Genomic DNA, 26,586 nt, shown 5'->3' with positions numbered 1-26,586 from the left:
ACCCGGCTCGGTGCGGCGAGGAGGTGCACCGAGCCGGCATGTATAGGTCGGCTCGGTGCAACACGTGGGCCCCGGGTATCCACAGTCGACGGCTCCGCTGCGTGGGCTTGTGCCCTCCGAGGTCATGCGCCGGCCAGCAGCGCCTCCAGTGCGACGGCCGTATCCGGATGGCGACCGGTCAGTGCCACACCGGCCGGGCCGGAGTCCGCCGTCTCCCACGTCCCCTCGCAACCCAGCAGACTCGCCACCGCGTCGCACGTCGCCGGGTGTGCGGCGAGCAGCGTGCAGCCGTGACCCCCTGCCGCGTGACCTGTCGGATGCGCGGCTTCCGGCTCCGGCCGGGCCCGCCACGGTGGCACCCACGTGTCCAGCGCCGCGAGCCGGCCGGGGAAGGTCCGCCCGGCCTCGCGGATCAGCAGGGGGGCCAGCTCCGCGCCGCCCGATCGCAGAGTGGTGATCAGGGTCGGTAGCCACGGCAGGAGCACCGGGTCCGGCAGCCGTCCGAACGCGTTCGACACCGCCTCCACCACGAAGTCGGTAAGGCCCGGGACGGGGTCCAGCGCGTACAGGAAGCCACTGAGGTAGCGCGGGTAGGCGGGCACCACCAAGGGATTGCTCAGCAGCTCGTCGCACCTCGCCCTGAGGTCCTCGCGGGAGAGACGTCCGAGCTGTACCTGGGCCGCCCACAGCAGCGCCGTCTTCGACGACTCCTCCGGGTGCGACTGGACCACTGCCAGTTCCAGTTGGGTCCGGTCGCACCCCAGCGACAGCGCGAGGCTCTCCATGCTGAACAGGAAACCCAGCATGGCCGCCACTTGGCGGACGGTGGCGTCGTCGTCGGTGAACGCCGTCGGCAGCAGGGTGCAGTAGTGGGCGTATCCGGCTTTGACGAAGGACTCGATCCAGGGCGGCAGCACCGGCTCGCTGGTGCGGTAGTACGCCAGCAGCCTCCGCACCCGGCGCAGCACCTCCGGTGCGCCGTCGACGCTGCGTTCGGCCGACAGCACCTCCAGGGCGTGTGTGCCCAGCTCCTCCGCGAGGCGGCGGCTGCGCAGGTACAGTGTCGCGTCCTCGACGGCTTCCAGGACCGTCGCCGCGGTGGCGCGCCGGTCGTACGCCGTACGGCGCAGGCGCTGCTCCAGCACCTGCTCGATGCTGACGCCCTCGTAGCCGAGCTCGATGAGCGCACGCTGGTAGGTGCCGAGCGCGAGGTCCCACGACTCCTGGATCGGCCGCTCCCCCAGCTTCCGCTCCCCCATGATCGGCCGGGCGGCACCCTGCGGCATCAGGTGGCGCAGCATCCACAACACGTCGGAGCACCGCTCCAGTTCCGGCTGGGACGCGATGTCCAGCAACGCCCGTTGCACACCCCCCTGCTGGAGCTTCAGCCCAAGGGGGGCGAGCCGGTCGTGCACGTCGCGGGCCAGGGGTGGCAGCGCGTCGTAGCCGACCTGGCCGACCCGGTCGCCGCCCATCATGATCTCCACGAGGCGCCGCACATCGCGCCGGCCGGGCACGGTGTCCTTCTCGATGCAGGTGACGGCCGCGTCCTGGAAGTCGTACGGCGTGGGCCTGGCCCGGTCGCGCATTCCGGCCAGCAGGATCGATGTCTCGAACACCGCGATGGCGTCGGCGGTGGAGGCGAGGTATCCGTTGCGGCGCGCAGCGCGCACGATCTCCACCGACCAGCCGAGCAGTTCGGCCTCGTCCAGCCGGTCCAGGGCGGGCGGTTGCCGCAGGAAGCCGGTGAGCTTGTCCGAGGGCGGGAGATCCGGTACGGGATCCGCCGCGGCCTTCCTGGCCCGCGATTTCTTCGTGCCCGCCTGTCCCGCCAGGCGGTACGGCTCCACGCGCGTACGTCTGACGTTCTTCGCCCACATGGTGGCGGCGATCGACACCGAGCCTGCGGCGAGGCCGAATTGCGCCTCGATCGCCGCGTGGCTGGACGGAATCAGGCCGTGTTGCCACGTGGTGGCGCTGGGCGGGCTGATCTCGAAGGTGTCCGTGCCGTGCACGCCGAACTCCGCCACGCGGCTGGCCGCGTGGAAGGCGCCGCAGACATAGAGGCAGTCCGCAGGATCGGCACCGGTCGCGGCCAGGTGCTCGCGCATCCTGGTCCACATATGGCGTTCGCGGTCCTCGTCCACGCGGACCCGGTGGGGGTCGCCCGGTGCGAGTCGCCGGAAGAGGCTTCCGATCAGAAGCATGACCTGGCGGTAGGTGTCGTGGTCGCTGTCGCCGAGCGGCAGTTCGACGTACTGGTGCCACCATTCCGACCAGTGCCGCACCTTGCCGTGGCGCAGCAGGTGTTCCTCCAGCTCGGCGAAGCGCGGTCGCAGATCTCCGATCTCCACGCCGACGGCGTCGCCGTGCAGCGCGGCCTCCTCCTCGACGGGAGGTGCGTCCGGGTCGGCCGGCTCGGCGGTCTCCGTTCCGCGCGCGTCCCACTGGAAGACGTGGTCCGAGGAGCGGTCGACGAGGACCAGTTCGACGCCCGGCGTGTCCAGTGCGTAGGCGATCGCCTGGTACTCGGCGGAGGCCTCGGTGATCGGTGCGACCACCGACAGCGGGGACCACTCGGCCGGGAAGCCGTCGACCTCGGTCGCGAACGACTGGACCGCCACCGGCAGCTTGCAGTTGCGCAGTTCGGTCAGTAGCGGTGCCATGTCCTCGCACAGTTCGAGGTACACGACCTTGGGCTGCTTCTCCCGCAGCCGGCGGGCCATCGCGATCGCCGAGGCGGGCGAGTGATGGCAGACGGGGAAGATCTCGAGGGGCTCGCGGACCGCGTGGTCGACGTCGTCGACGATGCCGAGGAGGATGCCCTCCAGGGCGTCGGGCCCGTCGGCGAACGACGCGGCGGCCTCCTGCAGTTGGGCGCGCAGTCCTTCGAAGGTCCCCTCGTGGGTGCTGCTCATGACAGGGTGGCGATCGCGTCGCGGCCGCCCTCCAGGAACTCCGGCCAGGATCCGCCCTCTTCCTTGCTGCGCGGCTCGACGACGCCGTGCAGGTACTTGTTGAGGATGGCCAGGTCCTCGGGCTCGCGCCGGGCCAGCGACCCGACGAGCGAGGAGGCCAGCGTGCGGGCGGTCAGGGCACGCTCGCCGAAGAAATTGCTGTGCAGCACCGCGTCCTCGAGCACGCCGATCTGCTCCGCGGTGGACAGCGCGGACTCCAGCTTCTCGTCGTCGCTGCCGGCCGCTGCCGCCGAGGCCCGCAGGTCGGCGAAGCTCTGCAGCAGTACGTCGAGGAGTGTCGGCGGCACTTCCAGTTCGATCTGGTGACGGCGCAGCAGTTCCTCGGTGCGGAAGCGGACGATCTCCACCTCGCTCTTCTTGTTCGTCACCACCGGGATGCGGACGAAGTTGAAGCGGCGTTTGAGCGCCGAGGACAGATCGTTGACGCCACGGTCACGACTGTTCGCGGTGGCGATGATCGAGAAGCCGGGCTTGGCGAAGACGATGCCGTCGCTGTCCAGTTCGGGAACCGAGATGTACTTCTCGGACAGGATCGAGATCAGCGCGTCCTGCACGTCGCTGGTGGAGCGGGTGAGTTCCTCGAAACGGCCGATGGCGCCGGATTCCATCGCGGTCATGATCGGCGAGGGGATCATCGATTCCCGCGACTGGCCCTTGGCGATGACCATCGACACGTTCCAGGAGTACTTGATGTGGTCCTCGGTGGTGCCGGCCGTGCCCTGCACGACCAGCGTGGAATTGCGGCAGATCGCGGCGGACAACAGCTCGGCCAGCCAGCTCTTGCCCGTGCCGGGGTCACCTATGAGCAGCAGGCCCCGGTCGGAGGCGAGCGTGACGATGGAGCGCTCGACGAAGCTGCGGTCGCCGTACCACTTCTGCGAGATCTTCCGGTCCAGGCCGTCGGAGCGCTCGGACCCCAGGACGAACAGGCGGACCATCTTCGGGGACAGCCGCCAGGAGAAGGGCTTGGGGCTGTCGTCGATGGATTCGAGCCACTCCAGTTCCTCGGCGTACTTGATCTCGGCGGGGGCGCGCAACAGGTCGGACATGACAGGGCCTTTCTAAGCGTCTGAACGTCTCTAGGCGAGGAATGTCTTGAGCTCGTGGACGAGCTTGCGGATGTGGCCGGAGAGCACCGGCGTACCGAGGTCCTTGAAGCGTTCGCGGAACCACGGGTTGACACTGCCGCGGCCGGAGCTGGTGACCGAGCCGACGGGGATGAACTTGGCTCCCGAGCGGTGAATGGCGACCATGCTCTCGAACAGTGGCTCGGTCTGCCATTCGTAGAAGTCGGAGATCCACACCACGACGGTATTGCGGGGCTCGGCGATCTTCTGCTGGGTCAGTGCCATGGCCACCGTGCCGTCGGTGCCGCCCCCGAGGTTGGTGCGCAACAGGGTCTCGAAGGGGTCGTGCACCCAGGGCGTGAGGTCGAGGGCCTGTGTGTCGTACGCGATCAGGTGGACGTCCACCTTCGGCAGCCCGGCGAAGATCGACGCCAGGATGGTGCAGTTCACCATCGAGTCGACCATCGAGCCCGACTGGTCCACGACGACGATCAGCCGCTGGGGTGTCGTCTTGCGGACCGTGTGCCGGTAGTAGAGACGGTCGACGTAGAGCCGCTCCTCCTCCGGGCTCCAGTTGGTGAGGTTCTTCCAGATCGTGCGGTCGAGGTCGAGGTTCCGGAACACCCGCTTGGGCGGGACGGAACGGTCCAGGGCGCCCACCGTGGCCTTCTCGACCTGGGTGCGCAGCACTTCGGCGACCTCGTCGACGAAGCGGCGGATCAGGTCCTTGGCGTTGGCCAGGGCCACGCCGGACAGGTTGTTCTTGTCGCGCAGCAGCTGTTCGATGAGCGACATGCTCGGGGTCAGCTGCGCGGCGAGCCGGGGGTCGGCCAGTACCTCGCGCAGGTGCATCCGCTTGACGAGGTCGGCCTCGATCGTGCCGAGTTCCGGGCCGATGGCCGGAATCAGCCGGCTGAGGTCGGGGGTCGTGCCGCCACCGCCGCTGCCGGTCGGGCTTGCACCAGGCCCTGCGGTCCGTCCCCCGGCACGGCCACCACGCAGCTCGCCGGGTTTGCAGCCGAGCGCGCGCTCCAGCCAGCCCGCGTCGGACTGCCAGCGCGCCAGCTGTCCGGCGGTGACCGTGCCCGAGCCGGAGGCGAAGACGTTGAGCAGCACCTTCGACACCAGCGCCGCCCGTCGCACTTCGGCGGCCCGGTCGCGTGCGTCGTCGGCGTCGGGGGCGCGTGCCATCAGGCCGTCGAACTCGGCGACCAGCTCCGGGTGGCGCTGCACGATCGAGTCGACGGAGACCTGCGGGTCCAGCAGTGCGGAGGGCAGGCCGATGTCCTCGACGACGGCGAGGCTCGCGGATTCCAGCGTGCCCTGTTCCTCCTGGTCGAAGAGCCGGGCGAGGAGCCGCCAGTACAGCACCTGGCGGCGGTTGTCCTGGGGGTCCGACTCCGGGGTCCGCGGGGTCGCTTTCTCGGTGGTTCGTTCCGTCGTGTGCTCCGTCATTTCCGCAGCAGCCTCCCCGCACGCTCCCGCAGCACGGTCACGGCGTCGGTGGCGGCCTTCTCGGCCTTGACTCCGGCCTTGTCGGTCGTGCCGCCGGCCCATCCCCCGGCGTGGATCGCGACAGCCTTCTTCCGTACGGTCGTCTCGACGGCCAGGGGCTGGACGCGGTACGTCCCGGCGTCCCAGCGGAGCAGTCCGATGCACGCGCCGGATGCCGCGACGGCCTCGGGGGTGAGCGGTCCGGCGGTCGGAATGCGGTCGGTGTCGACGGCGAGAGGCTCTCCGGCGAGGGTGAACGTCAGTGCGTCGTCGTCCTTGTGGGCGGCGTAGCCCTCCAGGAACACGGGGACGGCGATGCGCGCCGGGTGCCGGTCCAGGGGTGCGGTCGCCGCGTCGGCGGCGGTGGGCAGCGCGACGCGGGCGGTGGCGAAGGCGTCGGCGGGCTCGCCCCGGCGTGCGTGCTCGTCGCTCCAGACCAGGTCGCCCTCGGCGGTGACCGGCATGTCGGTGAGGTTCATCGAGCGGCCTTCACTGACGGCTGCCAGGAGCGACATGTGAGGGCGGAGCAGTTGCCAGAGCCCCGCTCCGACGACCGTGTCGGGCTTCGGTACCGATATTCCGGCACGCACCAGGCGGGGCGACGCACCGTCCGCGGGCTCGAACACCGCGTGGACCTGGGCCTGTACGGCGGTCGCGTGTTCATGGACGTCGACGCCGAGGGGCAGGAGGCGGCCGGTGGCCGTACCGGTCACCGGCACATCGGCCGCACCGGGCAGCGTCAGCAGCAGCGCGCGTGCCCACAGGTCGGCCCAGCGTCGTGCCGGGATCCGCTCCAGGGACGTGCCCGGACAGGACGCGGCAAGTTCGGCGGCGAATCCGTCGAGGAGCGTCGCCAGGCGGCGCAGCGCGGGGTCCGGAAGCATCGCGGAGACGACCGGCGCCGCCCCGGAGACCACGTCGTGGTCGATGCCCTGCCACCCGGAGCGCGCCAGATCGGACAGCCAGGAGCGGGCGGCGGCGAGCAGGTTCGCCGCCTGCTGCCCGGTGGGCGACGGGACGGTCTCCTCGCTGCGGGGTCGGCCGGTCGCCTCCTCGATGCGGGTCATCAGTGCGTCGTGGACGGAACCGAGGAGTGCGGTGCGTGCGGCGGCGAGGGCGACGAAGTGGTCCTCGCTCGCGGCTCCGCCCGCCGCCCTCTCCGCCGCCTCGGCGACCCTGGCGGCGAGCGGGGTCCCGGCGACCGCGTGGGCGAGTCCGGTCAGCCCGGCGGTCCGGTCGGGTTGCGGACGGAGCAGACCGGCGACGAGCGCCCGGTCGAAGGCGTCGAAGGCCGTGAGGGCTTCATCGAGCCCGGTGATGGTCTCCGAGAGCAGGTCGGTGCGCATCATGCCACCGCCCTGGTCGGCGGGAACCACTGCATCTCCGGCAACGGTGCGGTGGTCGGGGTGAGTTCGAGGTAGGCGAGGTGGCGCAGGAACCGGCTGAAGACGGGGGCGGCGGCCTTGCTGTCGCCCTGTGGCGGACGTGCGTCGCTCATGCCGGCGGTGATGGTGTGCGCGCTCGGCTCCCCGTCAGCAGACTCGACTTTCAGGTAGCGGGCGACGCGCTCGGCGCCGTACTGCAGCACCGCCTCGTTGACCAGGGCCCGGATGTGATTGCAGAAAGACCCCCGCGCACCGCCGCACGGCCGGTTGTTGTTGGTGCTGCAGGCGAACGTGTAGGTGCCGGCGGCGACCGACGACACATAGACCCGGCCGATGTCCGAGCCGCTGGACACCACACCCTGCAGGCGTCCGTCGGCCAGCTCGACGAACGGGACTTTGGCCAGCTTGCGCGGTCGTGCGGGTGCTGTCACCCGTGCCGTGCTCGACCTCTCCCAGTCTGACAACGCACCACTCCTCTGTGCACCAGGGCGACTTCCGCGCCACAACGGCAGAACACGACCGAACGTACCTGCGACCACTGACAACGCCCGGTCGCGGACGCGCGACGGTCCCCGCACCTGGCTGGGCATCGGAAACGCGTGGAGCCCGCTGCCCCGGTCCCGAGCCGTGCTCCGCACGCCGACTGCGGCACTCGTCCTGGGACCCTGAGCGTGGGTGTCGACGGTGCGGCCCGCTTCGCGAGGGCCCCGGGGCACGAGGCGCGAAGCGGAGCGCGCCGTGCCCCGGGCAGGTGTCAGGGAGTGCGGGCTGCTCCTCGGGGGGCCACGATCCCTCCGCCCGGAGGCAGCGGGTAGAACGGGATGGCGACGAAGTCGTACTGGGGGCACGGCGTCGTGATGCACTGCTTCGGCGAGGGCACACAGACATGTCCGGCAGGCGCCACGACGGCGGCGCATGGGGTCGCCCGCGATACGACCGGGCTTTCTCCGGCGGATGCCGGGCTCGTCATGGTCAGGGGCAGGGCGGTGAGAGCGACCGCCGTGGCGGCACGCAGCAAGTTCTCGATCACAAGCAGCAGAGATAGCCGCACACCAGCGCGGCGTCGCACCGGCTGAGGGGTCAATCACCCGTTCGGGTCGCGATGTTCACCATCGGAACGTATTGCCCACCCAGGAGAAAGGGCTGTGGCGCTTCGCCGGGCGCTCGGGACGGTCGCGCCGACCCGGCGCTCCGGGTCCGTACAACCTTTTGAGCCCCTCGCGTGGGCGGATTCTCGGGGTCCTCGCAACACCTGATGGCCTATGCGGTCGTCAGTAGATCACGCAGGCGCTCGGCTGGGGTTCTCCAGCCGAGCGTTTTGCGTGGTCGGCCGTTGAGTTGCTGAGCGACGTGTTCGAGGTCTGCGGCGCTGTGCACGGACAGGTCGGTGCTCTTGGGGAAGTACTGCCGCAGCAGACCGTTGGTGTTCTCGTTCGATCCGCGCTGCCAGGGGAGTGCGGATCGCAGAAGTAGACCGGTACTCCCGTGGCGACGGTGAACTGCTTGTGCGCGGCCATCTCGCAGCCCTGGTCCCAGGTCAGCGAGCCGCGCAGGTGCGCGGGCAGGGTCTGGATCAAGGGCACCAGCACGTCACGGACCTCCTCGGCGGTGTGTCCGCCGGGCAGATGCCCGAGCATGACGTAGCGGGTGGAACGCTCGACCAACGTCACGATCGCGCTCTCGCTGCGGGGGCCGACGATCAGATCGCCCTCCCAGTGGCCGGGCACCGCCCGGTCCTCGACCTCGGCAGGCCGCTCGGAGATCATCACCATCTCGTCGACGAACCGGCGAGTGCGCTGCTCCGGGCCACGGTGTGGCTTGCGGCGGGTGCGCCCGGTGCGCAGCGCGAGTGCGATCTCGCGCCGCAGCCCGCCACGGGCCTGGACATAGATCGCCTGGTAGACCGTCTCCGGACTCACCCGCATACCCTCGTCGTCGGGGAACTCCATGACCAGAGCGTGACAGATCTGCTCGGGTGACCACTGCTGCTGCAGTCTGCCCGCGACGTACTCGCGCAGCGGACCGTCGTGGGCGAGCTTGGACTGCTTGGGGCGTGCCCGGCTCTTCGCCCAGGCCCGCTGTGCCCGGTGGGGCTGATAGACGCCCTCGACGCAACGGGCATCGATCTCACGTTTGACGGTGGATGCCGGCCGGCCCGGTGCCCGTCCGATCGCCCGCAGTGAGCGGCCCTCACGACGCATGTCGGCGATCAACTCCCGCTCGGCCACCGTCAGGAACCGTGGGTGCAGCTCGGCTTCGACTGCCGCAAGAGAGGGCGCCGACGTGACGGCGACGGTGCTGGTCATGCCCGTTGTGTAGTCGATCCTTCGCCCATCGGGGTGCAGGCGCGCGTTGCCGATCTTCCGGATCCCGCGGTCCCAGTCCTTGGCTGTGCGCTCGTGGACCCCGACCTGCGCCGCGGCATCCCGTCGTCGCACCCCCGACGCGCGAAGCCGGTCGTACTCCGCCCGCCCCGGATGCCCACTGGTGCCCGTCTTCCCACGACCACGGACGCCGGCCTTCCGCGCCCAGCCCGCCGCCGTGTGTCGGCTCACCCCAACCGCCCGAGCAGCACCCGAGACACTCCCGTTCTCCCGGTCCAGCGCCTCGAAGAACCGCGCCTTCAACTCCTCAAAATCCACGATCCCCGCAACTCCCTGAAATCCAGGGTGTTGCGGGGATCGCTAGAACCCGCCGTGTCGAGGGGGACGTTTCGTTGCTTGAGTCAATGAGTCAAGGAGTCCCGTTGCGCAGATCTGTCACGGCTGCTGCCGTGATCACAGCTGTCGTTGCCGTCCCGCTGGTCCCGACAGCGTCTTCCGCCGCAGCCCCCTACAAGGGAGCCAACACCGCAGCCGTCCAGGACGACTTCAACGGCGACGGCTACCGCGACCTGGCCGTCGGTGCTCCGTCCGCGGCCAATGGCAGCGTGGCGGAGGCCGGAGCGGTCGTCATTCTCTACGGTTCGGCCTCTTCGGTCAGTGCCACGCGCCGGACCGTCATCACGCAGGCGACGTCCGGGATCCCGGGCGATCCCGAGGCATGGGACGGCTTCGGCCGGACCGTGGCCAGCGCCGACCTGGACCGGGACGGCTACGCGGACCTGCTGGTGGGTGCGCAGGGCGAGGATGTCGGCGGCAAGGACGGCCGGGGCTCCGTGACCGTGGTGTGGGGCGGCTCCGGTGGGCTGAAGGGCGGCGCGAGCATCTCACCGCCCGCCGGTTACGGGGATGGACGCACGTACTGCGGCTTCGGCATGTCCCTGGCCACCGGGGACATGAACGGTGACGGCGCCCCGGAGGTCTCCATCGGCTCCCGGTGCGAAGGGGCCTCGTACACCGGCCCCTTCTCCCGCACCGGAAAGGGCGCCTCCAACTACCGGGAATGGCGCATGGGCGAAACCCGCGGCGTGGTGATGGGCGATGTGAATCACGACGGCAGGGCGGAGCGGTTCTGGCTGCCGGGCCCCTCGGACGACGACCTCCGCGGATCGGTGTACATCGACAACGGCCCTCCCGGCGAAGACGGCCTCGGCGCCAGGCCCGTCGAACTCCCCTACGCCGACGGCCATTCCGGCCGTATCGGAGATGTCAACGGCGACGGCTACGGGGACCTCGTCACCGGCATCGCCGATGACGACTCCCTTTCCGGCGGCACGGGATCGGCGCACCGCGGTGGCGAGATCCAGGTGCTGTACGGCAGCGCGCAGGGCATCACCACCGCCCAGCGCCCGAAGATCTTCCACCAGGACACGGCGGGGGTCCCCGGCGTCGCGGAGAACGCCGACCGGTTCGGCCAGTCGCTCAGCATCGGAGACGTGAACGCCGATGGCTACGCCGACGTTCTCATCGGCTCCCCCGAGGAGGCGGTCGGCACGCGCAAGTCGGCCGGCACGGCCGTGCTGCTGCGCGGTTCCGCCTCCGGCCTGACCACGGCGAAGGCGGCCGGATACACCCAGGACACCGCGGGCGTGCCGGGCGCCGCCGAGACCGGGGACCAGTTCGGTGCCGCGGTGCACCTTGCCGACCTCAACAAGGACGGCAGGGCCGAGACGATCGTCGGCGTGCCCACCGAGAACAGCGACGGCTGTGTGTGGGTCGCCCGCGGCTCGGCCTCCGGGCCCGTCCTGAGCGGCTCGGTCAACCTCTGCGGCAAGAGCGCCGGAATCACCGTCCGCGACGCCAAGGGCTACTTCGGTGCGGCGCTGACCGGCGTCCACACGGAGAGCTGACACCCGTACGTCCGGTCGCGCGCGGGACGCGCGGCCGGACGTACGCCGGGGGCCGATCACCAATCGGACGTCGGCCCTCACCTCGCTCGCGGGCGCTCATCCCACTCCGCCGGCTCCTCAGAGGAGAAGGCGCAACAGATGCTCGCAGGCAGCCTGTTCGCTCGGGTGCCGTGCGATGACCTCGTAGGTGCCGCGTTCGTACGCACCGGTCTCCCACACCCCGTCGGGTGCCTGCCGCAGGAACAGGAAGTCCGTGGGAGTGGGGACCGGTTCGTGGACGCCCTCGATGCGGTAGTAGCCGTCGGCCACGCCTGCCCGGCTCAGCGCCGCGTACAGCTCCCGGCGGTCCACGCCGAGGCTATGCGCCGGCGGACGTGAGGTAGTCGTGCTCCAGCAACCACTTGACGTTCAGCCGCTGACCCTGGCCCGGGTCGAGGAAGACCGCGTCCAGCTTGATCTGCTGACCGCCGCCCGGCTGCTCGAACCACGGGGCGATGCTGCCCTGCCACACCCAGAAGGGCTTGGCCACCTTGTAGACGCGGTAGTCACAAGCGACGGCTGCGTCACGGGTGTTGAGGTTCTGCGGCGGCAGCGCGCGCTCGGCGTAAGCGTCACCGGCGGGTGCCAGGTAGCCGCCGTACTCGGAGCCGAAGCGGTCCAGACGCCGGCCCGGACGCAGCTTGGTCGGCTCCTTGTCGATCTGCCCGTTGACCTGACCGAATCCGTCGTTGGGCGGGTACTTCCAGCTGCCGGAGTCGGCGGGGCCTTCCCAGTACTTCTTCAGGAAGGCCTGCGGGGACAGGTTTCCGGTGCGCTTGTATCCCTTGAGGAGCGGGCCCACGGGTGCCAACCGGGTGTTCGGAAGCCACTTGGGACCGAGTCGGGCATCGCCGCGGAACTCACCGGTGCAGGGCTCATGGCGGACCTTGGACGAAGACGACCGGTCCTCCGGCTTCGCCGAGGCGCTCGCGGCGGGGGCCGCGATGAGTCCGGCGGTGATGCCGAGCACGGCAAGCACGTTGCGCATGCGGTTCATTCAGGTGTCCCCTCGGGTGCTGAAGATCATTCACGGTAACTGACGAAGAGTAACTATTCATTCACCCACAGCGTCCGCGTCGTGCCGCTGAAAACCGGCCATCCTGTCGGGCTCCGCGGTGGCTCCCGCTGCGACGAGGAGGGCGACCGTTTCGGGATGGCGGCCGCCGGGAGAGCTTCTTGCGCCGTCGCTGGTTCATGGGTGCCGGGATCGACGACCGGGCGCGCGGCGGGGACAGCCCTGTCCCTTCGTCAACCGGGTCACGCGACCGGGAGGCCGAGCCCGGCGGCGATGGCGCTGACCCGGGTGAAGACGGAGACCGGGTACTGGTCGTCGCAGTACTTGTTGCCCGTGGAGACCACACCGATCACCTTCCCGCCGGCGACCAGTGGACCACCGGAGTCGCCACGGCAGACGCTGTCGTGGGTCCCGGCGGCCGGGATCCCGCACACCTTGAGTGCGGCGGACTCGCCCGGGTCGGTGAAGGGCGCACAGCCCTTGAGCGGTGCCAGGGTCAGTGTGGCCGATTTCAGCCGCTTTCCGGGGGTGTCGGTGGCGGTCTTGCCCCAGCCCACGGTCTTCGCGGTCTTTCCGGAGGCGTAGAGAGCCGAGTCCTTGGGGCCCGCCGACTTGAGCGGTGCGTAGGGCATCGGCTTGGAGAGGGTGATCACCGCCGCGTCGTAGGTGAGCGTGGTCTCGGCGAACCTCGGGTGGATCTTGACCGATGCGACGTGCCGGACCGTCCCCTTGGTGCTGCTCAGCTCGGTGCGCCCGCCGATGACCAACAGGTCGCGGGGCGCGGCCGCGTCCTTGATGCAGTGTGCGGCGGTGAGCACCTTGGTGGGAGCCACCAGGGTGCCGCCGCAGAACTGCTCGCCGTCCGGAGTCTCTATGAGCATGGCGTACGGATGGTCCACCACGGTGGTGTTCCGACCGCCGTGGACGGCGGCGGCCGGTGTCGCGGTGGCCGCGAGCCCGGCCGCGGTGAGTACGGAGGCGGCCAGCGCGGCAGCGGCGGTACGCCTGTTGAACGTGAGCATGTGATCCCCCCGGGGCACACTGCGCGGCCGGTGACCGCGCGTCGTGTGGAGGAGGATGGGGACATCAGGCAGCGGGTTCCATGATCGGCCGATCCGGTCGGAGTCGTTTCTGCGCCCGGAAGCCGATGAGGCCTGCCGGGGCAGTTCCCGTGCCGTAGCGAGCGCCCCTCGGCAAGTACGATGCTGCGGCGTCGCGTCGAGCACATGTCCGGTCGCGGAGCCCTCCCGACGCGCAGGGCTGCCGCGCAGCTGCGTGAACTGCGCGGCAGCCCTGTGGTCCGGGGCGGCGGGGCCTATTCGGCTGCGGCCGTCGTGGTCCCGGCCTCGGCCGTTGCCCCGGCGGAGGTCTCCGGGCGGCCGATCGAGCAGACCAGAGCGTTGTCCTTGACGTCGGCGACGATGGTGTCGCCCGGTTCCGCTTCGCCGCTCAGCAGCAGCGAGGCGATGCGGTTGTCGAGTTCGGTCTGGATCGTGCGGCGCAGCGGGCGGGCCCCGAACTCCGGCTGGTGGCCGTGCGCGACAAGGAGCTTCTTCGCCGCCTCGGTGACTTCCAGCTCCATACCCTGGGCCCGTACGCGGCGTTTGCTGCCGTCCAGCATGAGGTCGACGATGCGGCCGAGATCGTCCTTGTCGAGGCCGTGGAAGATGATCGTCTCGTCGACGCGGTTGAGGAACTCGGGCGGGAAGTGGCCCCGCAGGTCGCCCATGAGGTCGTCGCGGATCTCGGAGACATCACCCTTGTGGGCGAGGATGCGATGGGCGCCGATGTTGGACGTCATGATGACGACGGTGTGGCGGAAGTCCACCGTTCGCCCCTGTGCGTCGGTCAGGCGTCCGTCGTCGAGGACTTGCAGCAGCGTGTTGAAGACGTCGGGGTGGGCCTTTTCCACCTCGTCGAACAGCAGCACGCTGTACGGCTGGCGGCGTACCTTCTCCGTCAGCTGGCCGGCCTCCTCGTGGCCGACGTATCCGGGCGGTGCGCCGACGAGCCGCGAGACGGTGTGCTTCTCCTGGAATTCGCTCATGTCGAAGCGAGCCATGCGTTTCTCGTCGCCGAACAGCAACTCGGCGAGCGCCTTGGCGAGTTCGGTCTTCCCGACACCGGTTGGTCCGAGGAAGAGGAAGGAGCCGACGGGGCGGTCGGGGTCGCCCATTCCGGCCCGGTTGCGGCGCACCGCCTGCGCGATCGCGGTGACCGCCTCGTCCTGGCCGACCACGCGGGAGTGCAGTGCGTCCTCCAGCTTGAGGAGCTTCTCCTTCTCGCTGGCGGTGAGCTGCGTGACCGGGATGCCGGTGCGGCGGGAGACGACATCGGCGATGTCGGCGGTGGTGACGTCCATGACGCCCTCACGGCGTTCCTCGATGCCTGTGAGTTCGGCCTCGGTCTCCGCGATCTGCCCTTTCAGCCCGGAGGCCTTCTCGAAGTCCTCGGACGCGACCGCTTCGTCCTTCTCCCGCTTCAGCTTGGCGAGCGTGTCCTCGCGGGAGACGACTTCGGTGGACCTGCCGAGCGACCGCAGTCGTACCCTGGCGCCTGCCTGGTCCATGAGGTCGATGGCCTTGTCCGGCAGGAAGCGGTCGCTGATGTAGCGGTCGGACAGCTCTGCGGCCGCCACCAGGGCGTCGTCCGCGAAGCGGACCTGGTGGTGGGCCTCGTAGGAGTCGCGCAGGCCCTCCAGGATCTGGATGGTCTCCTCGACCGTCGGTTCGGGCACCATCACGGGCTGGAAGCGGCGTTCCAGGGCGGCGTCCTTCTCGATGTGCTTGCGGTACTCGTCGATGGTCGTCGCTCCGACGACATGCAGCTCACCGCGCGCCAGTGCGGGTTTGAGCATATTGCCCGCGTCCATCGCGCCCTCGCCCGATGCCCCGGCGCCGACCACGGTGTGCAGCTCGTCGATGAACAGGATCGTCGAGTCCGCGGCGGCGCTGACCTCGTCGATGACGTTCTTGAGCCGTTCCTCGAACTGGCCGCGGTACTGGGAACCCGCCACCAGACCGGAGAGGTCCAGCGCGATCACTCGCTTGTCCTTGAGAGTACGGGGGACGTCTCCGGCCACGATGCGCTGGGCGATTCCCTCCACGATCGCGGTCTTGCCGACACCGGGCTCACCGATCAGTACAGGATTGTTCTTGGAACGCCGTGAGAGGACCTCCACGGTCTGCTCGATCTCCTCGGCCCGGCCGACCACGGGATCGAGCTTCCCGGCCTTCGCCTCCTCGGTCAGATCGCGTCCGTACTGATCGAGGGTGGGGGTGTCGCTCGTGCCGGCCGCCGGGGTGCCGTCGGCCCGTGCGGCGTTCTCCGCCTCGCGCCGCAGCTTGCCGGTGTCCGTTCCGTATGCGGCGAGCAGTTTGGCCGCACCGGAATCCTGGGTGTCCAGCAGCGCACCGAGGATGTGCTCCGGCCCGATGTAGGAGACTCCGGCTGCCTGGGAGCGCTCGTATGCCTGGAGCAGTACGCGTTTGGCGGCGGGTGTCAGGCTCGGCTCCGCGGACGGAGTGGCGCTCTCCCCCGGCAGGATTTCGGCGATCCGTTTGCCCAGCTCGTCGGGGTCCGCCCCGGCCTGTTGGAGCAGGGTGCGGGCCGGGTCCACCTGGGTGGCGGCCCACAACAGGTGCTCGGTGTCCAGGTCCCGGCTGCCGTCGTCGGTCGCGCGCGTGGTCGCCCGGCCTATCAGCTCGCGGGCCGAATCGGTCAGCAGCCGCCCGATGGGGACCCGCTGCACCTGTGGCGGTGAGGACGCCGGGGACATCCCGAAGAACCGGTTGAGCATTTCCGAGAACGGGTCCGGGCCGCCGAGGGAGCCGAAGGAGGACATGGTCATGGTCACCGTCCAGTGAGTGCGGTTGGGGGAGCGCGCGAGGGATGGCCGGCCGGGATCGCCCTGCGCCGGACCCGGACGCGGGGTGCCCGGGGCTCACGGCTCGTCGAGCTCGCCGGGTGGCCCCCATGGGCAGGTGATTTCACTAGACCAACGCATGCTCCGTCACGCAACGGCGCGGAAGCTCGCCCATCGCCCGCGGTCAGCGCACACCACGGCGTCACGGACTTGCCGGCCCGGTGACGAACCGGCCGGGAGTACGCCGATCGGGTGACACCCGGACCGACCGCCCGGTCGGACTCGGCGCGTGCCTGCCGGGACGTGCATCGTGTGCGCTGCCCTCGCTGCCGTCGGTGAGCGGCGCAGGACATGGGGAGCGGTGCGGCCGCGCCGTCTGAGTCCCGATCCCAGCCGACCGCCGCCTCGCCCACCGCCCGGACCCCGCCAAGACTTGAGCCATGAGCGACAAGGAGAAGTCGGAGGATCTCAAGGGCGGCCCCGGCCGCATCGTGCTGTCGGCGGTCGTCTTCGCCGTGCCCGTCCTCAAGTTGGCCTGGACGCTGGGCGGCGGAGGCGAGTGAGGCGCTCGTCGCCATGGAGCCGTCCAACTGGCCCGACGTCCTGATCGGCATGCTCCTCAACAACGCGCTGCTCGCCTCGGTGCTCGCCGTCGTGGTCACCCGCACCTCGTACGCGTACTGCGCCGCCAGGGGCGGCGCCCGGGTCCACGCGGACACCCCACCGCTCACATGCTGGTGCAGGCCGCCATCGTCCCGGTCACCTTCGCGCTGGTGGTCGGCGCCTTCCACGGGTTGTGGTGGGGGTCGCGGTGGCCCTCGTCTCGTACGCACTGCGTATCGGCGTGATCGTCGAGTACCGCACCGGGCGCCGCGAGCGCGGTAGCGGCAGGCGCACCCGCATCTCGCCCTCCGGCCGGCTCGAACGTGCCGCGGCCTCAGTGGGTCGCGGCCGCCAGCAGCTCGGGCAGTTCACGCATGTCGTCGAACACGGTGGTGCCCGGTCCTTCGAGCCGCGAGGCCGGTGTGAGACCGCCGCAGTAGCCGAAGGCCCGCATCCCGGCGGCGCGAGCTGCCTGAACTCCGTACGCACTGTCCTCGATCACCGCGCAGCGCCCGGGGTCCACGCCCATGGAACGGGCAGCATGAAGGAAGAGATCGGGAGCGGGCTTGCCGGTCGCGACGTCGTGGGCGCTGAAGATGTTCCCCGCGAAGTGATCGCTCAGGGCGACGATCTCCAGGTTTCGTCTGATGCCGTCGTGGTCGCCGTTCGATGCGACGCAGGCAGGTGTGGTGAGCGCGTTCAGAACCTCTGCGATGCCGTCGACAGCGGTCAGTTCGGCGTCGAAGGCCGTCCGGTACAGATGCTCGTACTTCCGCTGCCAGTCCTTCTCCAGCCGTCGTCCGAGCCGTTCCTCCACGGCTGCCGTGTAGACCTCGTCGGACGAGCCCACGAACCGCTCGATGATCTCGGCTTCGGTGAACGGGCATCCCAGGTCAGCCGTGACTATCGCGTCCACTTTGACGCATATCCGCTCGCTGTCCACGAGGACACCGTCGCAGTCGAAGATCACCAGTTCGACGGGGCTCTGAGTCATGGGCGGCAGTCTAGCGATGGCTCTCCCCCGTCTGGTTCGGCGACCCACTCCACGAGGAGGCGAAACGCCCGGTGAGCGGCTTCGGTCGGGTTCAGTTTCGGACATGCGGAGGATGGCTTCGTGCCTTTCCGAGAGCGGCGTGTTCTCGGATCCCCGCCCGTCGATCGCGTCGCATCCGTGGTGTGTACGCCGCCCTGGCGATCTTTCTCGCTGACGCACCGTCACGAATGGGCCGGTTGCAGCCGCCAGCCTTGGCGCGTTCTATTTCCGGATTTCTACCTGCTTGTCATTGCCATACGCCACGCTGGACACATACCGCCCAACACCGGCTTGGAGGCCAGTAGTGGACGCCCAGGACCTCGCGCAGCTCGACGACAAAGAATTCGAGCAGTTGCTCACCTCGAACATTCACCCGCCCACCCGTGACGCCAGAACGTGGGCGGCGATCATCCACCCCGACAATCTGCCGCGAGCCCGGAAGATCCTCACGCATGTCCACGAACGGACCGCGAGCGTCCTGCGCCGCCGCAAGACCGAGCGCGAGGAGTTCCGCATCGAGTGCTTTGCCCTGGGCGAGGCCGGCAAGCGCGAATGGTTCGCCACACGTGCCGATTTCGAGTCACTGCGCCGCCGTACCGCGAACTTCCACCAGCGCGTCCAGCGGGCCATCACCGAACTGGGCCAGGAGCAACGGAATGTGAACCGCGCACAGAGCCACAGCGCCGGACAGCAGAGCCGGGAGACGCTCCGCGAACTCGCCGTTGCCGTCCAACGCCATCAAGCGGTCCATGCCCGCAACGGCGGCGGCGCCGAGCAGGTGGACCACGAGCTGTGGCAGCATCTCGACCGGCTGACCGTGCCCACCGGCCCCGGCCAGCACCCGACGACACTCCGCACGATGCTCAGCATCTACTGGACCGACACGCAGCCGCTCGATGACGATCCGGGGCTACGGACCCGCACCGGGCACGTCACCAGCGGCGCTCCCGCGCCCCCTTCCGCGCCCCTCTCCGGTGTTCCGCAGGCCCGGCGTGTCCATGACTGGGAAGGCCCCACGGCGTAGCCGCACCCGGCTGCGTGGCGCCGGGGCGTTCGCAACGGCACGGCGTGGGACGGCATCGGACGGAACGGCAGCCGTCCGCTCCGCCCGATGCCGAGGAAGGTCAGGAAGCCTTGTACAGTCCCAGCTTCGCCACGGGCGGGTTGGCGCGGGCGCCGAGGACGCGCAGACGGACCTTGGACGCGGTGGCGGGCGCGCTCAGGTACTCGATGCGCTTGTACCCGATGGTGCCCGCCTGCACGACGGTCTTCCACGTGGTGCCGTCCCAGATGTCCACGGCGAAGGACTCGACACGTTGCCCGCGGGTGATGTCCTCCTGGAGCACGACCCGGTCGAACGTGACCGGTTGCGGGGACTCCAGGACCGTCTCCTTCGAGTGCGCGTCGCCGGCCGGGCTCCACGCGGAGGTCAGCCGTTCGTCCGTCATCGGGGAGCCGCCGGGGGAACCAGCAGGTTGCTGCCGTAGGTGGCGCGTACGGTCTGCCCGAAGGACGTCGGCGCGGCGGTGCCGGGATCGCTGATCCGGCCATCCCTGTTGGGCGGCACGTTCAGCAGCAGTACGGAGTTGCGGCCGACCGACGTGCAGTAGAGGTCGAGCAGCTTGGCGGGCGTCTTCACCTGGCTGCCCCGGGAGGCGTGCCAGAACCAGCCGGGCCGGATGGAGACGTCCGACTCCGCCGGATACCAGGCGAGGCAGTTCGGGTGGTGGGCGGTGAGGACGTCCCGGGAGGCGAGGTCGCCGCCCTCGGGCGGGACCACCACCCCCTCGTCACACGCGACGGATCACGGCTGCGATACGTCGGCGGCGGTGCGCCGAAGCCCCGCACAAGCGGGTGAGGGCTCCGACGCACCGCCGGCCGGGCTCGCCGGTCAGCCGACGTTCACATCGATGCAGGCGTAGAAGGCGTTGGCGGTGTCCGCGATGTTCCACACCGCGAGGACCTTCTGCCGGCCCGTCAGTCCACCGAAGTCGACCTGGTGGGTGACCGTGGCGCCGGGCTGCGCGCCGTTGTCGTCGAACTCGGCGATCTTCCGCCCGCCCGCAAAGTACTGCCAGGTGCTCGTGGCGTGCCGGGCGGTCAGCACCCACTGGAAGGACGTGCTGCGGCCGACCGGGGTGACCGTCCAGCCCTTGGAGTCGTCGTCGAGTTCGGCGAACCGGCTGTTGCCGCCGCTGCAACTGGTCAGCCCCTTGGGACCTTCCACGCTCTGCGGCTCGTACTTGATTTCTCCACAGCTCACGGTCCCGGCGGCGCACTGGGCCTGGCGGCTCGGTGGCGACGAGATGTACCCGTGGGCACTGGCGGAACCAACCGGAAGGGTCAGGACCAGTACGGGTGCGAGTAAGGCACCGATGACTGCGGCGGTCTTCCTTTTCGCGTGCATGCTTCTCCTTCACATGAGGCGTCGCCGCACACGAGCGGGCTATGGGGGCCCGGCAGTGGCAGACCGGCCTCTCCAGTGTGGGGGCCAAGAAGTGCGAAGGGCACGGCAGGAACCACTGCCGCGTACGCCCGGGACTCTCGGACGTCCGGCAGGGCACTGCACTTGGACTAGACCATACCCATCGACGCGTCCACGTCAAGATGTCGGCGTCGTACGGTGCCGCCGTTCACCGGGCGTACGGCGCCTCAGGCACGCTCGGCGGCGAGTGGCCGGCCCGCGCCGCAGCGGAGTGGTGGGGTGCCCCTCACGGATGGCGCCGAGGATGCAGTGCACCGCGGGGCCGAAGGCACGCAGACGCATCAGGCACGCCTGACGTCGCCGCCCTGCTCGACTCCTCGCCCCGTGCCGACGCACGGCATACGCTCTGACCGCGCGGTGCCGGACTCACGGGGCAGGCCGGCACGACCCGGCCGGACTCCGTGGTGCGGCGCCGACCGTGCCCGCCCCCGACGAGCAGGAATGCCATGGCCTCCCACCCCGCTCCTCCACCCGGCCCGACCGGCTCCGCCGGCCGCGACGCCTTCCACCCCGATCTTCCCGGCCACGACGACGGGGACGCCGACACCGACGGCCGAGGACTCCCGCTGCACGCCCGGCTCCACCACATCCGTGCCGACACGCTCGACGGCGACACCGCGCAGACGGGCGGCATGCGGCGGTTCGCCGCGATCAGCGGCAGCAGGGTCGGCTCGCGGCGTATCTGGATGGGCCAGACCCATGTGGCGGCACGGACGGCTTCGTCCAACCATCACCACGGCGACTCCGAGACGGCGATCCATGTGATCAAGGGGCACCCGGAGTTCGTGTTCCTCGACGATTCGAGCGGTGTGGCCGAGGAGGTCCGGATCCGCGCCTCCCCCGGCGACTACATCTTCGTTCCGCCGTTCGTGCCGCATCGCGAGGAGAATCCCAGCACCGACGAAGAGGCGGTCGTGGTGATCGCCCGCAGCACGCAGGAGGCGATCGTCGTCAATCTGCCCGAGCTGTACGTGCTGGGCGACGGGCCCGACGTCGGATGACGAACCGCCGGGCCCGACTCGGCCGGGTCCGTCCCTCCGGCGCACTCGGCCGCGCCGAGCCCGGCTCAGCGGCGCGTCACCACCCCGTCTCACCGTCGACGCCCTCGCGCACCAGATCGGCGTGGCCGGTGTGGCGCGCGTACTCCCCGATCATGTGCAAGTGGATCAGCCGCAGCGAGTACTCCTCGCCGCCATGGACGAAGGTGTCGTCCAGCGAGGCCTCGGCGACGATCTCGTCCGCGAGCCGGCATTCCTCGACGAGGCGGGCATAGTCCTCGGCCGCGCGGGCCGGGTCCAGGTCCTCGAAGTCCGCGTCCTTACCCTTCTCGGGGTCGTACATGGGATCGAACGCCTGGCCGGCGAACCGCTCCCGGAACCAGACGCGTTCGACCTTCGCCATGTGGCGGATCAGTCCCAGAAGGGTGAGGTTCGACGGCGATACGGTCTGTTCGGCGAGTTGCTCCCCGGTCAGGCCCGCGCACTTGTGCAGCAGGCAGCTGCGGAACCATGCGAGATAGCCCGTGAGCATCTCCCGCTCGCCGGCCACGAGTGAACCGGGTATGCGCGTCACCTCGGGTGCTGTCCATGTCATGGCATGATCATGCCTCGTCCGCGGTGGAACCCGAACAGGGTTTTCACATGCCGTCGGTGGGCTCGTTCGACCAGGTGGTCGTGGTGGATGTGGTGATGGAGGCGGCCACCCCGAGCACCAGGAACAGGATGAGCAGCCCCTTCCCCGCGCCGCTCATGACGAGGGGCCGCGTGGCGGAGCGTGCCTGCTGCTGCGGTACGGAGAGGTCGTCGTCGCCGAAGAAGCCCTTGGGGTAGGCCGGGGTGAGCATCAGGGCGTAGGCGCTGAAGCGCATTTCGTAGCGGAGCACGGCGGCCGTTGCCCCGAAGAGCGGGCGGGGCATGCGCCCCAGGATCAGGGTGATCAGCCACCAGACGATCGCCACCGCCCACCAGCCGGCCAGGGCGAGACTCTGCACGACGGCCGCCGGAATCATCAGGATCAGGCGGAAGAAGACGGCGAGGCGGTTGAGGCCGGTCGGCCGGACTTCGATCCGGACCGGGTAGTCCGGCGGTGGGTCGAGGGCGAACGGCGGATAGCGGTCCACGAGCAGCATGCTGCTCGCGCCGACCCGCACCTGGTAGCCGAGGTATCCGGCGAGGAATCGGAAGACCGGTCCGGGCAGCCGGCCCAGGAACAACGCGGCGAACCAGCCCACGACGACAGTCACCACGGCCGCGATGTGCAGGAAGAAGAGCACGATGAAGTGCGGGATCAGCAGGAGCAACCGCACCAGCACGGTGAGCCGGCGCTGTCGTGGCGGCTCGACGATGTCCAGCACGGGAAGCCACTCGCCGGCGATCCATGCCCTCGGGCCCGGACTCCACTGGGCGTCAGCCATGTCGCTCCTCGTCGGCGGTGATCCGTACGCCATCGCGCGTACGGCGTGACCCCACGCTGGGCCGGAAGGGAACGACCCGCAATCGGCCGCGGGCCGATCGGGTGCCCCGGCCCGCGGCCGGGGCACCCGGACTCACCCGGTGGGTTCGAGCAGGTTGCCGCGCAGGGCCTCCACCAATTCCTCCTCGGCACCGAGGAATTCGGTGGCGTAGGCGTGGACGGAGCCGTGTGCCGCGGCGAGGTCGGCCAGGAAGAACCGCATGATGTCTGCGGGCGCCCGGCCGTATCCGGGCCAGACCGGTTCCTGGCCGGGGTGGTCCGCCCGCCAGTCGGCCAGGAGCCGTTCGGTGGCGAGCCCGGTGAGCGCGAAGTCGGCGACGATGTCGTCCTCGGCCACACCGAGCAGGGACAGGACCAGTGCGGCAAGCAGCCCGGTCCGGTCCTTGCCCGAGGCGCAGTGGAAGACGACAGGTCCGCTGTCCTCGGCGGCGATCACTTCCAGGGCGCGGCGGAGTTCGACGGCTCCGTCGTGGGCGACCTCGGCGTACCGGTCGGCCAGGAAGCGCCCGGTCTCCACCTCCGGGCCCAGTGCGGCCTGGTCGTAGGGCCGGTGCTCGATGCTGAGGTGGTGGTAACGCAGTCCCGGCGCCTCGGGCACTCGCCCCTTGGCGGCGATCTCCCAGTCGTACCGCAGGTCGATGACCGTGCCGATCCCCAGGGTCAGGAACCGGTCCCAGTCCTCGCCACGCAGTTTGCCCAGCGAATCGGACCGGTAGAGCCGTCCCTGGCGAACCGGTCGACCGCCCTCCCCCGGATAGCCCCCGACGTCGCGGAAGTTGTGCAGTCGCTCGAACGCCAAATGTCTGTTCACGACGGAGGACTCTAAAGGGATGCGGCGGGACGTGTCAGCGCCCCGCCAATACGGGACCGCCCCGGCGCGCCGTGCGGGCCGCGAGTCGTGATCCCGGCGGGGCCCGAGCCGAGAATGCAGGCGTGTCCACTCCCACGCGCCCCTCCGCTCCCGCCGTCAGCGCCGGGCTCGATCCACAGGGCGAATGGTCCCTGCTGCTTCTGTCGGCCGCTTCCGGCGCGGCCGACGCATTCGCCTTCATCTGCGTCGGCCAGGTCTTCGCCGGGGTGATGACCGGAAATCTGGTACTGCTCGGCATCTCCGCCACCGGTGCCGGAGAACACGGGGTGGCGCTGCGGGTGATCACCGCGCTGGTCACCTACGGCATCGGTGTCACCTGCGGCGCGTGGATGAACGAGCGATTGCGGTGGCCGCTGCCGGTGACGCTGCTGATCGAGGTGGTCCTGCTGACGGCGGGGGCCGTGCTGTGGGCGCTGGGCCCGGTCGCTTCCGACGGGGACCGGCTGGGGCTGCTGGGGCTCGTCGCCGCGGCCATGGGCATCCAGGGCCGTATCCGCGCGACGCCCACCAACTACTTCACCGGCACGCTCACGGCCCTCGTCGGCAGGGCGGCTCTGCGGTCGTGGGAGCACCGGGACCGCTGGGTGGCCGGCAGGCTGATCGCGGTCGTGGTGGGCGCGGCCGTGACCGCGCTGGCCGTACGCCTGTGGCCGGGCGCGGCAGCAGCGCCGGCCGCGCTGTCGGCGGCGGGCGCGCTGCTCGTCGAGACGTTGCGCCGAAGGCCGTCCGGGGGCTGACCACGACGGAGCTCGGGCGCAGAGGAAAGCCCCGGCCGGATCGGGGGAATCCAGCCGGGGCGGCTTGCGGGTGGGCGCGGTGCGCGACATCCACATATAGGTGAACGATAAACCACCGCTTCCCGTTCCCGGAAATGCGCACCCCGCACTGTGATCCACAGCACGGAATGAGGCCTTCCGGCAGATCCGCGGTCAGCGCTCCTCACGGAAGAGCACATGCCGCCCCACCACGGGATCGAACTTGCGCAGCACCAGACGGTCGGGGTCGTTCCGACGGCTCTTGCGCGTCACGTAGCTCTGCCCGGTTCCGGCTGTCGACCGGAGCGTCACGACGGGGCGGGACTCACTGCGGGCCATGGGCACCTCCAGACTCTTGCACCGATCCCACCCCCTCCAGTGGGAATGGGTTTCGTTTTCGTTCTGGTGCTGTAACGCGGCCGACCCGAACCGCATTCCCGCCCGGCACCTGCGACGCCGCGCATATGCCTCCGATCGGGCCGGGCGCGTGACGCGAGAACGACGCGCGCGGGCGCACAACCGTCCCCACACGCCGGATGACTTGCGTCAACGTCCGTCGGCAGCAAGGCTGTTCGACGGATCGGCGCCCCGTGCAGCCTGTGGCATATGACAGAAGCAAGAACGCATCGAGTGTTGCCAAATCCCTTACGGGCCCCCACAGGCTGTGCCACAGTCGTCTTCGGTCCACCTTTCAGACTTGGTCGTGCCGCGCCAGTATCGGAGTACGAGATGCCGCCCCATCTGTCCGCGGACCGCCCCGCCCCACAGCCACCCGAGCGCGACGCCGTCGATGCGCTGATCAACCGGACCCTTCGGCTCCGTGGTGATGTGGATGCCGTGCGGCGGGACACGGTGCTGATCGACGAGGAAGACCCGCAGCTGCGCTGGCAACGGGCGCTCTGCGATCTCGCGGTCCATCATCTCGACGATCTCGGCACGCACCTGGGACAGCTCCGGGAGGGCCTGCCGTCCCCGACCTCCGGGCACCTCGCGGCGGCCTCGGCGCAGGAGGCAGCGCAGGACTCGGCGGAAGAAGGCGCACCGGAGCGTCACGACGATCCGCAACCAGGATCGCTGATCGGCCGCGTGGGCAGCGCGGAGTGGAATCTGCTCACCGACGAAGTCAGCTGGTCCGAGGAGCTGTTCCAGATCTTCGGCAGGTCCCCCGAAGCCGGTCCGCTTTCGCTGGACGAGCTCCCGTCCATGCTCCTTCCCGAGGACCAGCCCCTGCTCACCTCCTTGGTGACGGACTGTCTGGTGGACGGAAAGCCGATAGACGGTGAGTTCCGCATCCTGCGGACGGACGGCCGGATGCGCACACTCCACATGATGGGTGAGCCCGTCCTCGACTCGGACGGGTGCACCGCCTCCATGTGGGCCGTCCTGCGCGACGTCAGTGAGCTGCGGCGCAGCCAGCAGGCGCTACGCCGGACCCATGACTCACTGCGCCGCCGGGAGCACCGGGCACGGACCGAGCACCGTCTGGCGGTCGAGCTCCAGGAGGCCGTACTGCCCCCGTGGCGGGGATCGCTGCGGCCTCCCTCACAGGGGCCCGGCGCGCTGGACATCGCCGCCCACTACCTTCCGTCGGAGTCGACTTCGCTCATCGGCGGCGACTGGTACGACGCGCTGGAAATGCCGGACGGCAGGACCGTCCTCACGGTCGGCGATCTGACCGGCCACGGCATCCAGGCCACCTCGGCCATGGCGATGCTGCTGGGCGCGCTGCGCGGAATGGCCGTGGCCGGCATCGAGCCGGGTGCTCTGATGGGGCACCTCAATCAGTTACTGGAATCCTCCGTCCAATCCGCTCTCGGCAGCGCAGTGTGCTGCCGTGTCGATCCGGCCACCGGCACCCTTGCCTGGGCGCAGGCCGGGCACCCCGCACCGTTGCTGTTCCGCGACGGAGCGGGGCGGCCGCTGCCCGCACCGGACGGGGTCCTGCTCGGTGCGGCCTCCGGGGTCGCGTACGAGCAGGACGAGGTGCGCCTGCTGCCCGGCGACGTGCTGGTACTGCACACCGACGGGCTGAACCGTCACAGCGACCGGGGTGCGGGCCCGGACGCGCTGCTTGCTCTGGCACCTCGGTTCGCGCAGGCCCGTTCGGCACAGGAGTGCCTGCGGACCGTCATCACGGAGTTCGGCGACACCGAGCGCCTGGACGACGCCTGTGTACTGATCGCCCGCATCGGGGCGTAGCAGCACGGCGGCACGCGCACAGAACCACTCGGACACACGGAACACCGGACACGGCGCAATGACGCAGGAGGGCTGCCCCGCCTACGGGTGCGGT

The 26,586-nt window shown here is 70.0% G+C and carries 23 protein-coding genes and 1 pseudogene; 6 read left to right on the top strand and 18 right to left on the bottom strand.

Annotated elements, in window-relative coordinates; genetic code table 11:
• Positions 1-122: 122 nt before the first annotated feature.
• The 6 genes and pseudogenes from OG520_RS37570 to OG520_RS37545 form a co-directional block, all read right to left on the bottom strand.
• Positions 123-2,918, bottom strand: a complete 2,796-nt coding sequence (locus OG520_RS37570) for a hypothetical protein (RefSeq protein WP_406016107.1) — start codon at positions 2,916-2,918, stop codon at positions 123-125.
• Entirely contained in the window at positions 2,915-4,027 is a 1,113-nt protein-coding gene (locus tag OG520_RS37565; protein ID WP_406016106.1) for an AAA family ATPase, read from the bottom strand. The genes OG520_RS37570 and OG520_RS37565 overlap by 4 nt, the downstream gene beginning before the upstream one ends.
• 30 nt (positions 4,028-4,057) lie before the next feature.
• Positions 4,058-5,500 carry a VWA domain-containing protein gene (locus tag OG520_RS37560; RefSeq protein WP_406016105.1) on the bottom strand — a complete coding sequence of 481 codons (1,443 nt, stop codon included), beginning with the start codon at positions 5,498-5,500 and terminating at the stop codon, positions 4,058-4,060.
• Positions 5,497-6,915, bottom strand: coding sequence for a hypothetical protein (locus OG520_RS37555; RefSeq protein WP_406016104.1), 1,419 nt, complete (start codon positions 6,913-6,915; stop codon positions 5,497-5,499). Before OG520_RS37555 ends, OG520_RS37560 begins: the two co-directional genes overlap by 4 nt.
• The gene (locus OG520_RS37550; RefSeq protein ID WP_399332651.1) at positions 6,885-7,388 is read right to left on the bottom strand and encodes a hypothetical protein; all 504 of its coding nucleotides are present in this window, start codon (positions 7,386-7,388) and stop codon (positions 6,885-6,887) included. Before OG520_RS37550 ends, OG520_RS37555 begins: the two co-directional genes overlap by 31 nt.
• 796 nt (positions 7,389-8,184) lie before the next feature.
• Positions 8,185-9,362: pseudogene (locus OG520_RS37545) on the bottom strand (IS30 family transposase).
• Between the two features lie 308 nt (positions 9,363-9,670).
• Between OG520_RS37545 and OG520_RS37540 the strand changes: the two are divergent.
• Positions 9,671-11,155 carry a hypothetical protein gene (locus OG520_RS37540; protein WP_406016103.1) on the top strand — a complete coding sequence of 495 codons (1,485 nt, stop codon included), beginning with the start codon at positions 9,671-9,673 and terminating at the stop codon, positions 11,153-11,155.
• A 117-nt stretch (positions 11,156-11,272) separates the two neighbouring features.
• Here the strand turns inward: OG520_RS37540 and OG520_RS37535 are convergent, their stop codons facing one another.
• The 4 genes from OG520_RS37535 to OG520_RS37520 form a co-directional block, all read right to left on the bottom strand.
• On the bottom strand, positions 11,273-11,506 hold the full coding sequence (locus OG520_RS37535; protein ID WP_266424303.1) for a hypothetical protein: 234 nt from the start codon (positions 11,504-11,506) through the stop codon (positions 11,273-11,275).
• Between the two features lie 7 nt (positions 11,507-11,513).
• A complete protein-coding gene (locus OG520_RS37530; RefSeq protein ID WP_406016102.1) occupies positions 11,514-12,191 on the bottom strand; it encodes a TNT domain-containing protein in 678 nt (225 codons plus the stop codon).
• 260 nt (positions 12,192-12,451) lie between these two features.
• A complete protein-coding gene (locus tag OG520_RS37525; RefSeq protein WP_399332657.1) occupies positions 12,452-13,231 on the bottom strand; it encodes a S1 family peptidase in 780 nt (259 codons plus the stop codon).
• Positions 13,232-13,524: 293 nt separating this feature from the next.
• Positions 13,525-16,059 (bottom strand): ATP-dependent Clp protease ATP-binding subunit, encoded by a 2,535-nt coding sequence (locus OG520_RS37520; protein WP_406016101.1) that lies wholly within the window; start codon positions 16,057-16,059, stop codon positions 13,525-13,527.
• A 455-nt stretch (positions 16,060-16,514) separates the two neighbouring features.
• On the opposite strand from OG520_RS37520, the gene OG520_RS37515 reads away from it, so the two are divergent.
• Positions 16,515-16,637 carry a hypothetical protein gene (locus tag OG520_RS37515; protein WP_406016100.1) on the top strand — a complete coding sequence of 41 codons (123 nt, stop codon included), beginning with the start codon at positions 16,515-16,517 and terminating at the stop codon, positions 16,635-16,637.
• Positions 16,638-17,011: 374 nt separating this feature from the next.
• Here OG520_RS37515 and OG520_RS37510 read toward each other — a convergent pair whose 3' ends face one another.
• On the bottom strand, positions 17,012-17,671 hold the full coding sequence (locus OG520_RS37510; protein WP_406016099.1) for an HAD family hydrolase: 660 nt from the start codon (positions 17,669-17,671) through the stop codon (positions 17,012-17,014).
• A gap of 343 nt (positions 17,672-18,014) precedes the next feature.
• On the opposite strand from OG520_RS37510, the gene OG520_RS37505 reads away from it, so the two are divergent.
• A complete protein-coding gene (locus OG520_RS37505; RefSeq protein WP_406016098.1) occupies positions 18,015-18,734 on the top strand; it encodes a hypothetical protein in 720 nt (239 codons plus the stop codon).
• A 100-nt stretch (positions 18,735-18,834) separates the two neighbouring features.
• On the opposite strand, the gene OG520_RS37500 is transcribed toward OG520_RS37505, so the two are convergent.
• The 3 genes from OG520_RS37500 to OG520_RS37490 all read right to left on the bottom strand — a co-directional run bounded on the left by OG520_RS37500 (position 18,835) and on the right by OG520_RS37490 (position 20,117).
• Positions 18,835-19,158: a discoidin domain-containing protein gene (locus OG520_RS37500; protein ID WP_406016097.1), complete on the bottom strand. Its 324-nt coding sequence runs from the start codon at positions 19,156-19,158 to the stop codon at positions 18,835-18,837.
• Entirely contained in the window at positions 19,155-19,490 is a 336-nt protein-coding gene (locus tag OG520_RS37495) for an alpha-L-fucosidase (RefSeq protein ID WP_406016096.1), read from the bottom strand. Before OG520_RS37495 ends, OG520_RS37500 begins: the two co-directional genes overlap by 4 nt.
• 111 nt (positions 19,491-19,601) lie before the next feature.
• The gene (locus OG520_RS37490) at positions 19,602-20,117 is read right to left on the bottom strand and encodes a lytic polysaccharide monooxygenase auxiliary activity family 9 protein (RefSeq protein WP_389982268.1); all 516 of its coding nucleotides are present in this window, start codon (positions 20,115-20,117) and stop codon (positions 19,602-19,604) included.
• A gap of 524 nt (positions 20,118-20,641) precedes the next feature.
• Between OG520_RS37490 and OG520_RS37485 the strand changes: the two genes are divergently transcribed.
• A complete protein-coding gene (locus OG520_RS37485; protein WP_406016095.1) occupies positions 20,642-21,196 on the top strand; it encodes a cupin domain-containing protein in 555 nt (184 codons plus the stop codon).
• A gap of 76 nt (positions 21,197-21,272) precedes the next feature.
• On the opposite strand, the gene OG520_RS37480 is transcribed toward OG520_RS37485, so the two are convergent.
• From OG520_RS37480 to OG520_RS37470, 3 genes are all read right to left on the bottom strand, one after another.
• Positions 21,273-21,788, bottom strand: coding sequence for a DinB family protein (locus OG520_RS37480; RefSeq protein WP_406016094.1), 516 nt, complete (start codon positions 21,786-21,788; stop codon positions 21,273-21,275).
• Between the two features lie 43 nt (positions 21,789-21,831).
• Complete coding sequence (locus tag OG520_RS37475; RefSeq protein ID WP_406016093.1) at positions 21,832-22,608, bottom strand: DUF4389 domain-containing protein; 777 nt, start codon at positions 22,606-22,608, stop codon at positions 21,832-21,834.
• A 132-nt stretch (positions 22,609-22,740) separates the two neighbouring features.
• A complete protein-coding gene (locus tag OG520_RS37470; RefSeq protein WP_406016092.1) occupies positions 22,741-23,478 on the bottom strand; it encodes a tyrosine-protein phosphatase in 738 nt (245 codons plus the stop codon).
• Between the two features lie 122 nt (positions 23,479-23,600).
• On the opposite strand from OG520_RS37470, the gene OG520_RS37465 reads away from it, so the two are divergent.
• Positions 23,601-24,275: a YoaK family protein gene (locus OG520_RS37465; protein ID WP_406016091.1), complete on the top strand. Its 675-nt coding sequence runs from the start codon at positions 23,601-23,603 to the stop codon at positions 24,273-24,275.
• Between the two features lie 192 nt (positions 24,276-24,467).
• Here OG520_RS37465 and rpmG read toward each other — a convergent pair whose 3' ends face one another.
• A complete protein-coding gene (gene rpmG, locus OG520_RS37460) occupies positions 24,468-24,632 on the bottom strand; it encodes a 50S ribosomal protein L33 (protein WP_399331675.1) in 165 nt (54 codons plus the stop codon).
• A 390-nt stretch (positions 24,633-25,022) separates the two neighbouring features.
• Here rpmG and OG520_RS37455 point away from each other — a divergent pair, with 390 nt between their 5' ends.
• On the top strand, positions 25,023-26,492 hold the full coding sequence (locus OG520_RS37455) for a PP2C family protein-serine/threonine phosphatase (protein WP_406016090.1): 1,470 nt from the start codon (positions 25,023-25,025) through the stop codon (positions 26,490-26,492).
• Positions 26,493-26,586: the final 94 nt, after the last annotated feature.

The organism is Streptomyces sp. NBC_00984 (assembly GCF_045162475.1).
Lineage (GTDB): Bacteria > Actinomycetota > Actinomycetes > Streptomycetales > Streptomycetaceae > Streptomyces.
The sequence above is the reverse complement of the archived record's forward strand: the minus strand, read 5'-3'. Positions and strand labels throughout refer to the sequence as shown.

Excerpts from the sequence above, each read along its gene's own strand:
- OG520_RS37480 (WP_406016094.1), bottom strand. The coding sequence starts at position 21,788 with ATGACATGGACAGCACCCGAGGTGACGCGCATACCCGGTTCACTCGTG.
- OG520_RS37520 (WP_406016101.1), bottom strand. The coding sequence starts at position 16,059 with ATGACCATGTCCTCCTTCGGCTCCCTCGGCGGCCCGGACCCGTTCTCG.
- OG520_RS37565 (WP_406016106.1), bottom strand. The coding sequence starts at position 4,027 with ATGTCCGACCTGTTGCGCGCCCCCGCCGAGATCAAGTACGCCGAGGAA.
- OG520_RS37455 (WP_406016090.1), top strand. The coding sequence starts at position 25,023 with ATGCCGCCCCATCTGTCCGCGGACCGCCCCGCCCCACAGCCACCCGAG.
- OG520_RS37490 (WP_389982268.1), bottom strand. The coding sequence starts at position 20,117 with ATGCACGCGAAAAGGAAGACCGCCGCAGTCATCGGTGCCTTACTCGCA.
- OG520_RS37525 (WP_399332657.1), bottom strand. The coding sequence starts at position 13,231 with ATGCTCACGTTCAACAGGCGTACCGCCGCTGCCGCGCTGGCCGCCTCC.
- rpmG (WP_399331675.1), bottom strand. The coding sequence starts at position 24,632 with ATGGCCCGCAGTGAGTCCCGCCCCGTCGTGACGCTCCGGTCGACAGCC.
- OG520_RS37510 (WP_406016099.1), bottom strand. The coding sequence starts at position 17,671 with ATGACTCAGAGCCCCGTCGAACTGGTGATCTTCGACTGCGACGGTGTC.
- OG520_RS37515 (WP_406016100.1), top strand. The coding sequence starts at position 16,515 with ATGAGCGACAAGGAGAAGTCGGAGGATCTCAAGGGCGGCCCCGGCCGC.
- OG520_RS37570 (WP_406016107.1), bottom strand. The coding sequence starts at position 2,918 with ATGAGCAGCACCCACGAGGGGACCTTCGAAGGACTGCGCGCCCAACTG.
- OG520_RS37560 (WP_406016105.1), bottom strand. The coding sequence starts at position 5,500 with ATGACGGAGCACACGACGGAACGAACCACCGAGAAAGCGACCCCGCGG.
- OG520_RS37475 (WP_406016093.1), bottom strand. The coding sequence starts at position 22,608 with ATGGCTGACGCCCAGTGGAGTCCGGGCCCGAGGGCATGGATCGCCGGC.
- OG520_RS37530 (WP_406016102.1), bottom strand. The coding sequence starts at position 12,191 with ATGAACCGCATGCGCAACGTGCTTGCCGTGCTCGGCATCACCGCCGGA.
- OG520_RS37485 (WP_406016095.1), top strand. The coding sequence starts at position 20,642 with ATGGCCTCCCACCCCGCTCCTCCACCCGGCCCGACCGGCTCCGCCGGC.
- OG520_RS37500 (WP_406016097.1), bottom strand. The coding sequence starts at position 19,158 with ATGACGGACGAACGGCTGACCTCCGCGTGGAGCCCGGCCGGCGACGCG.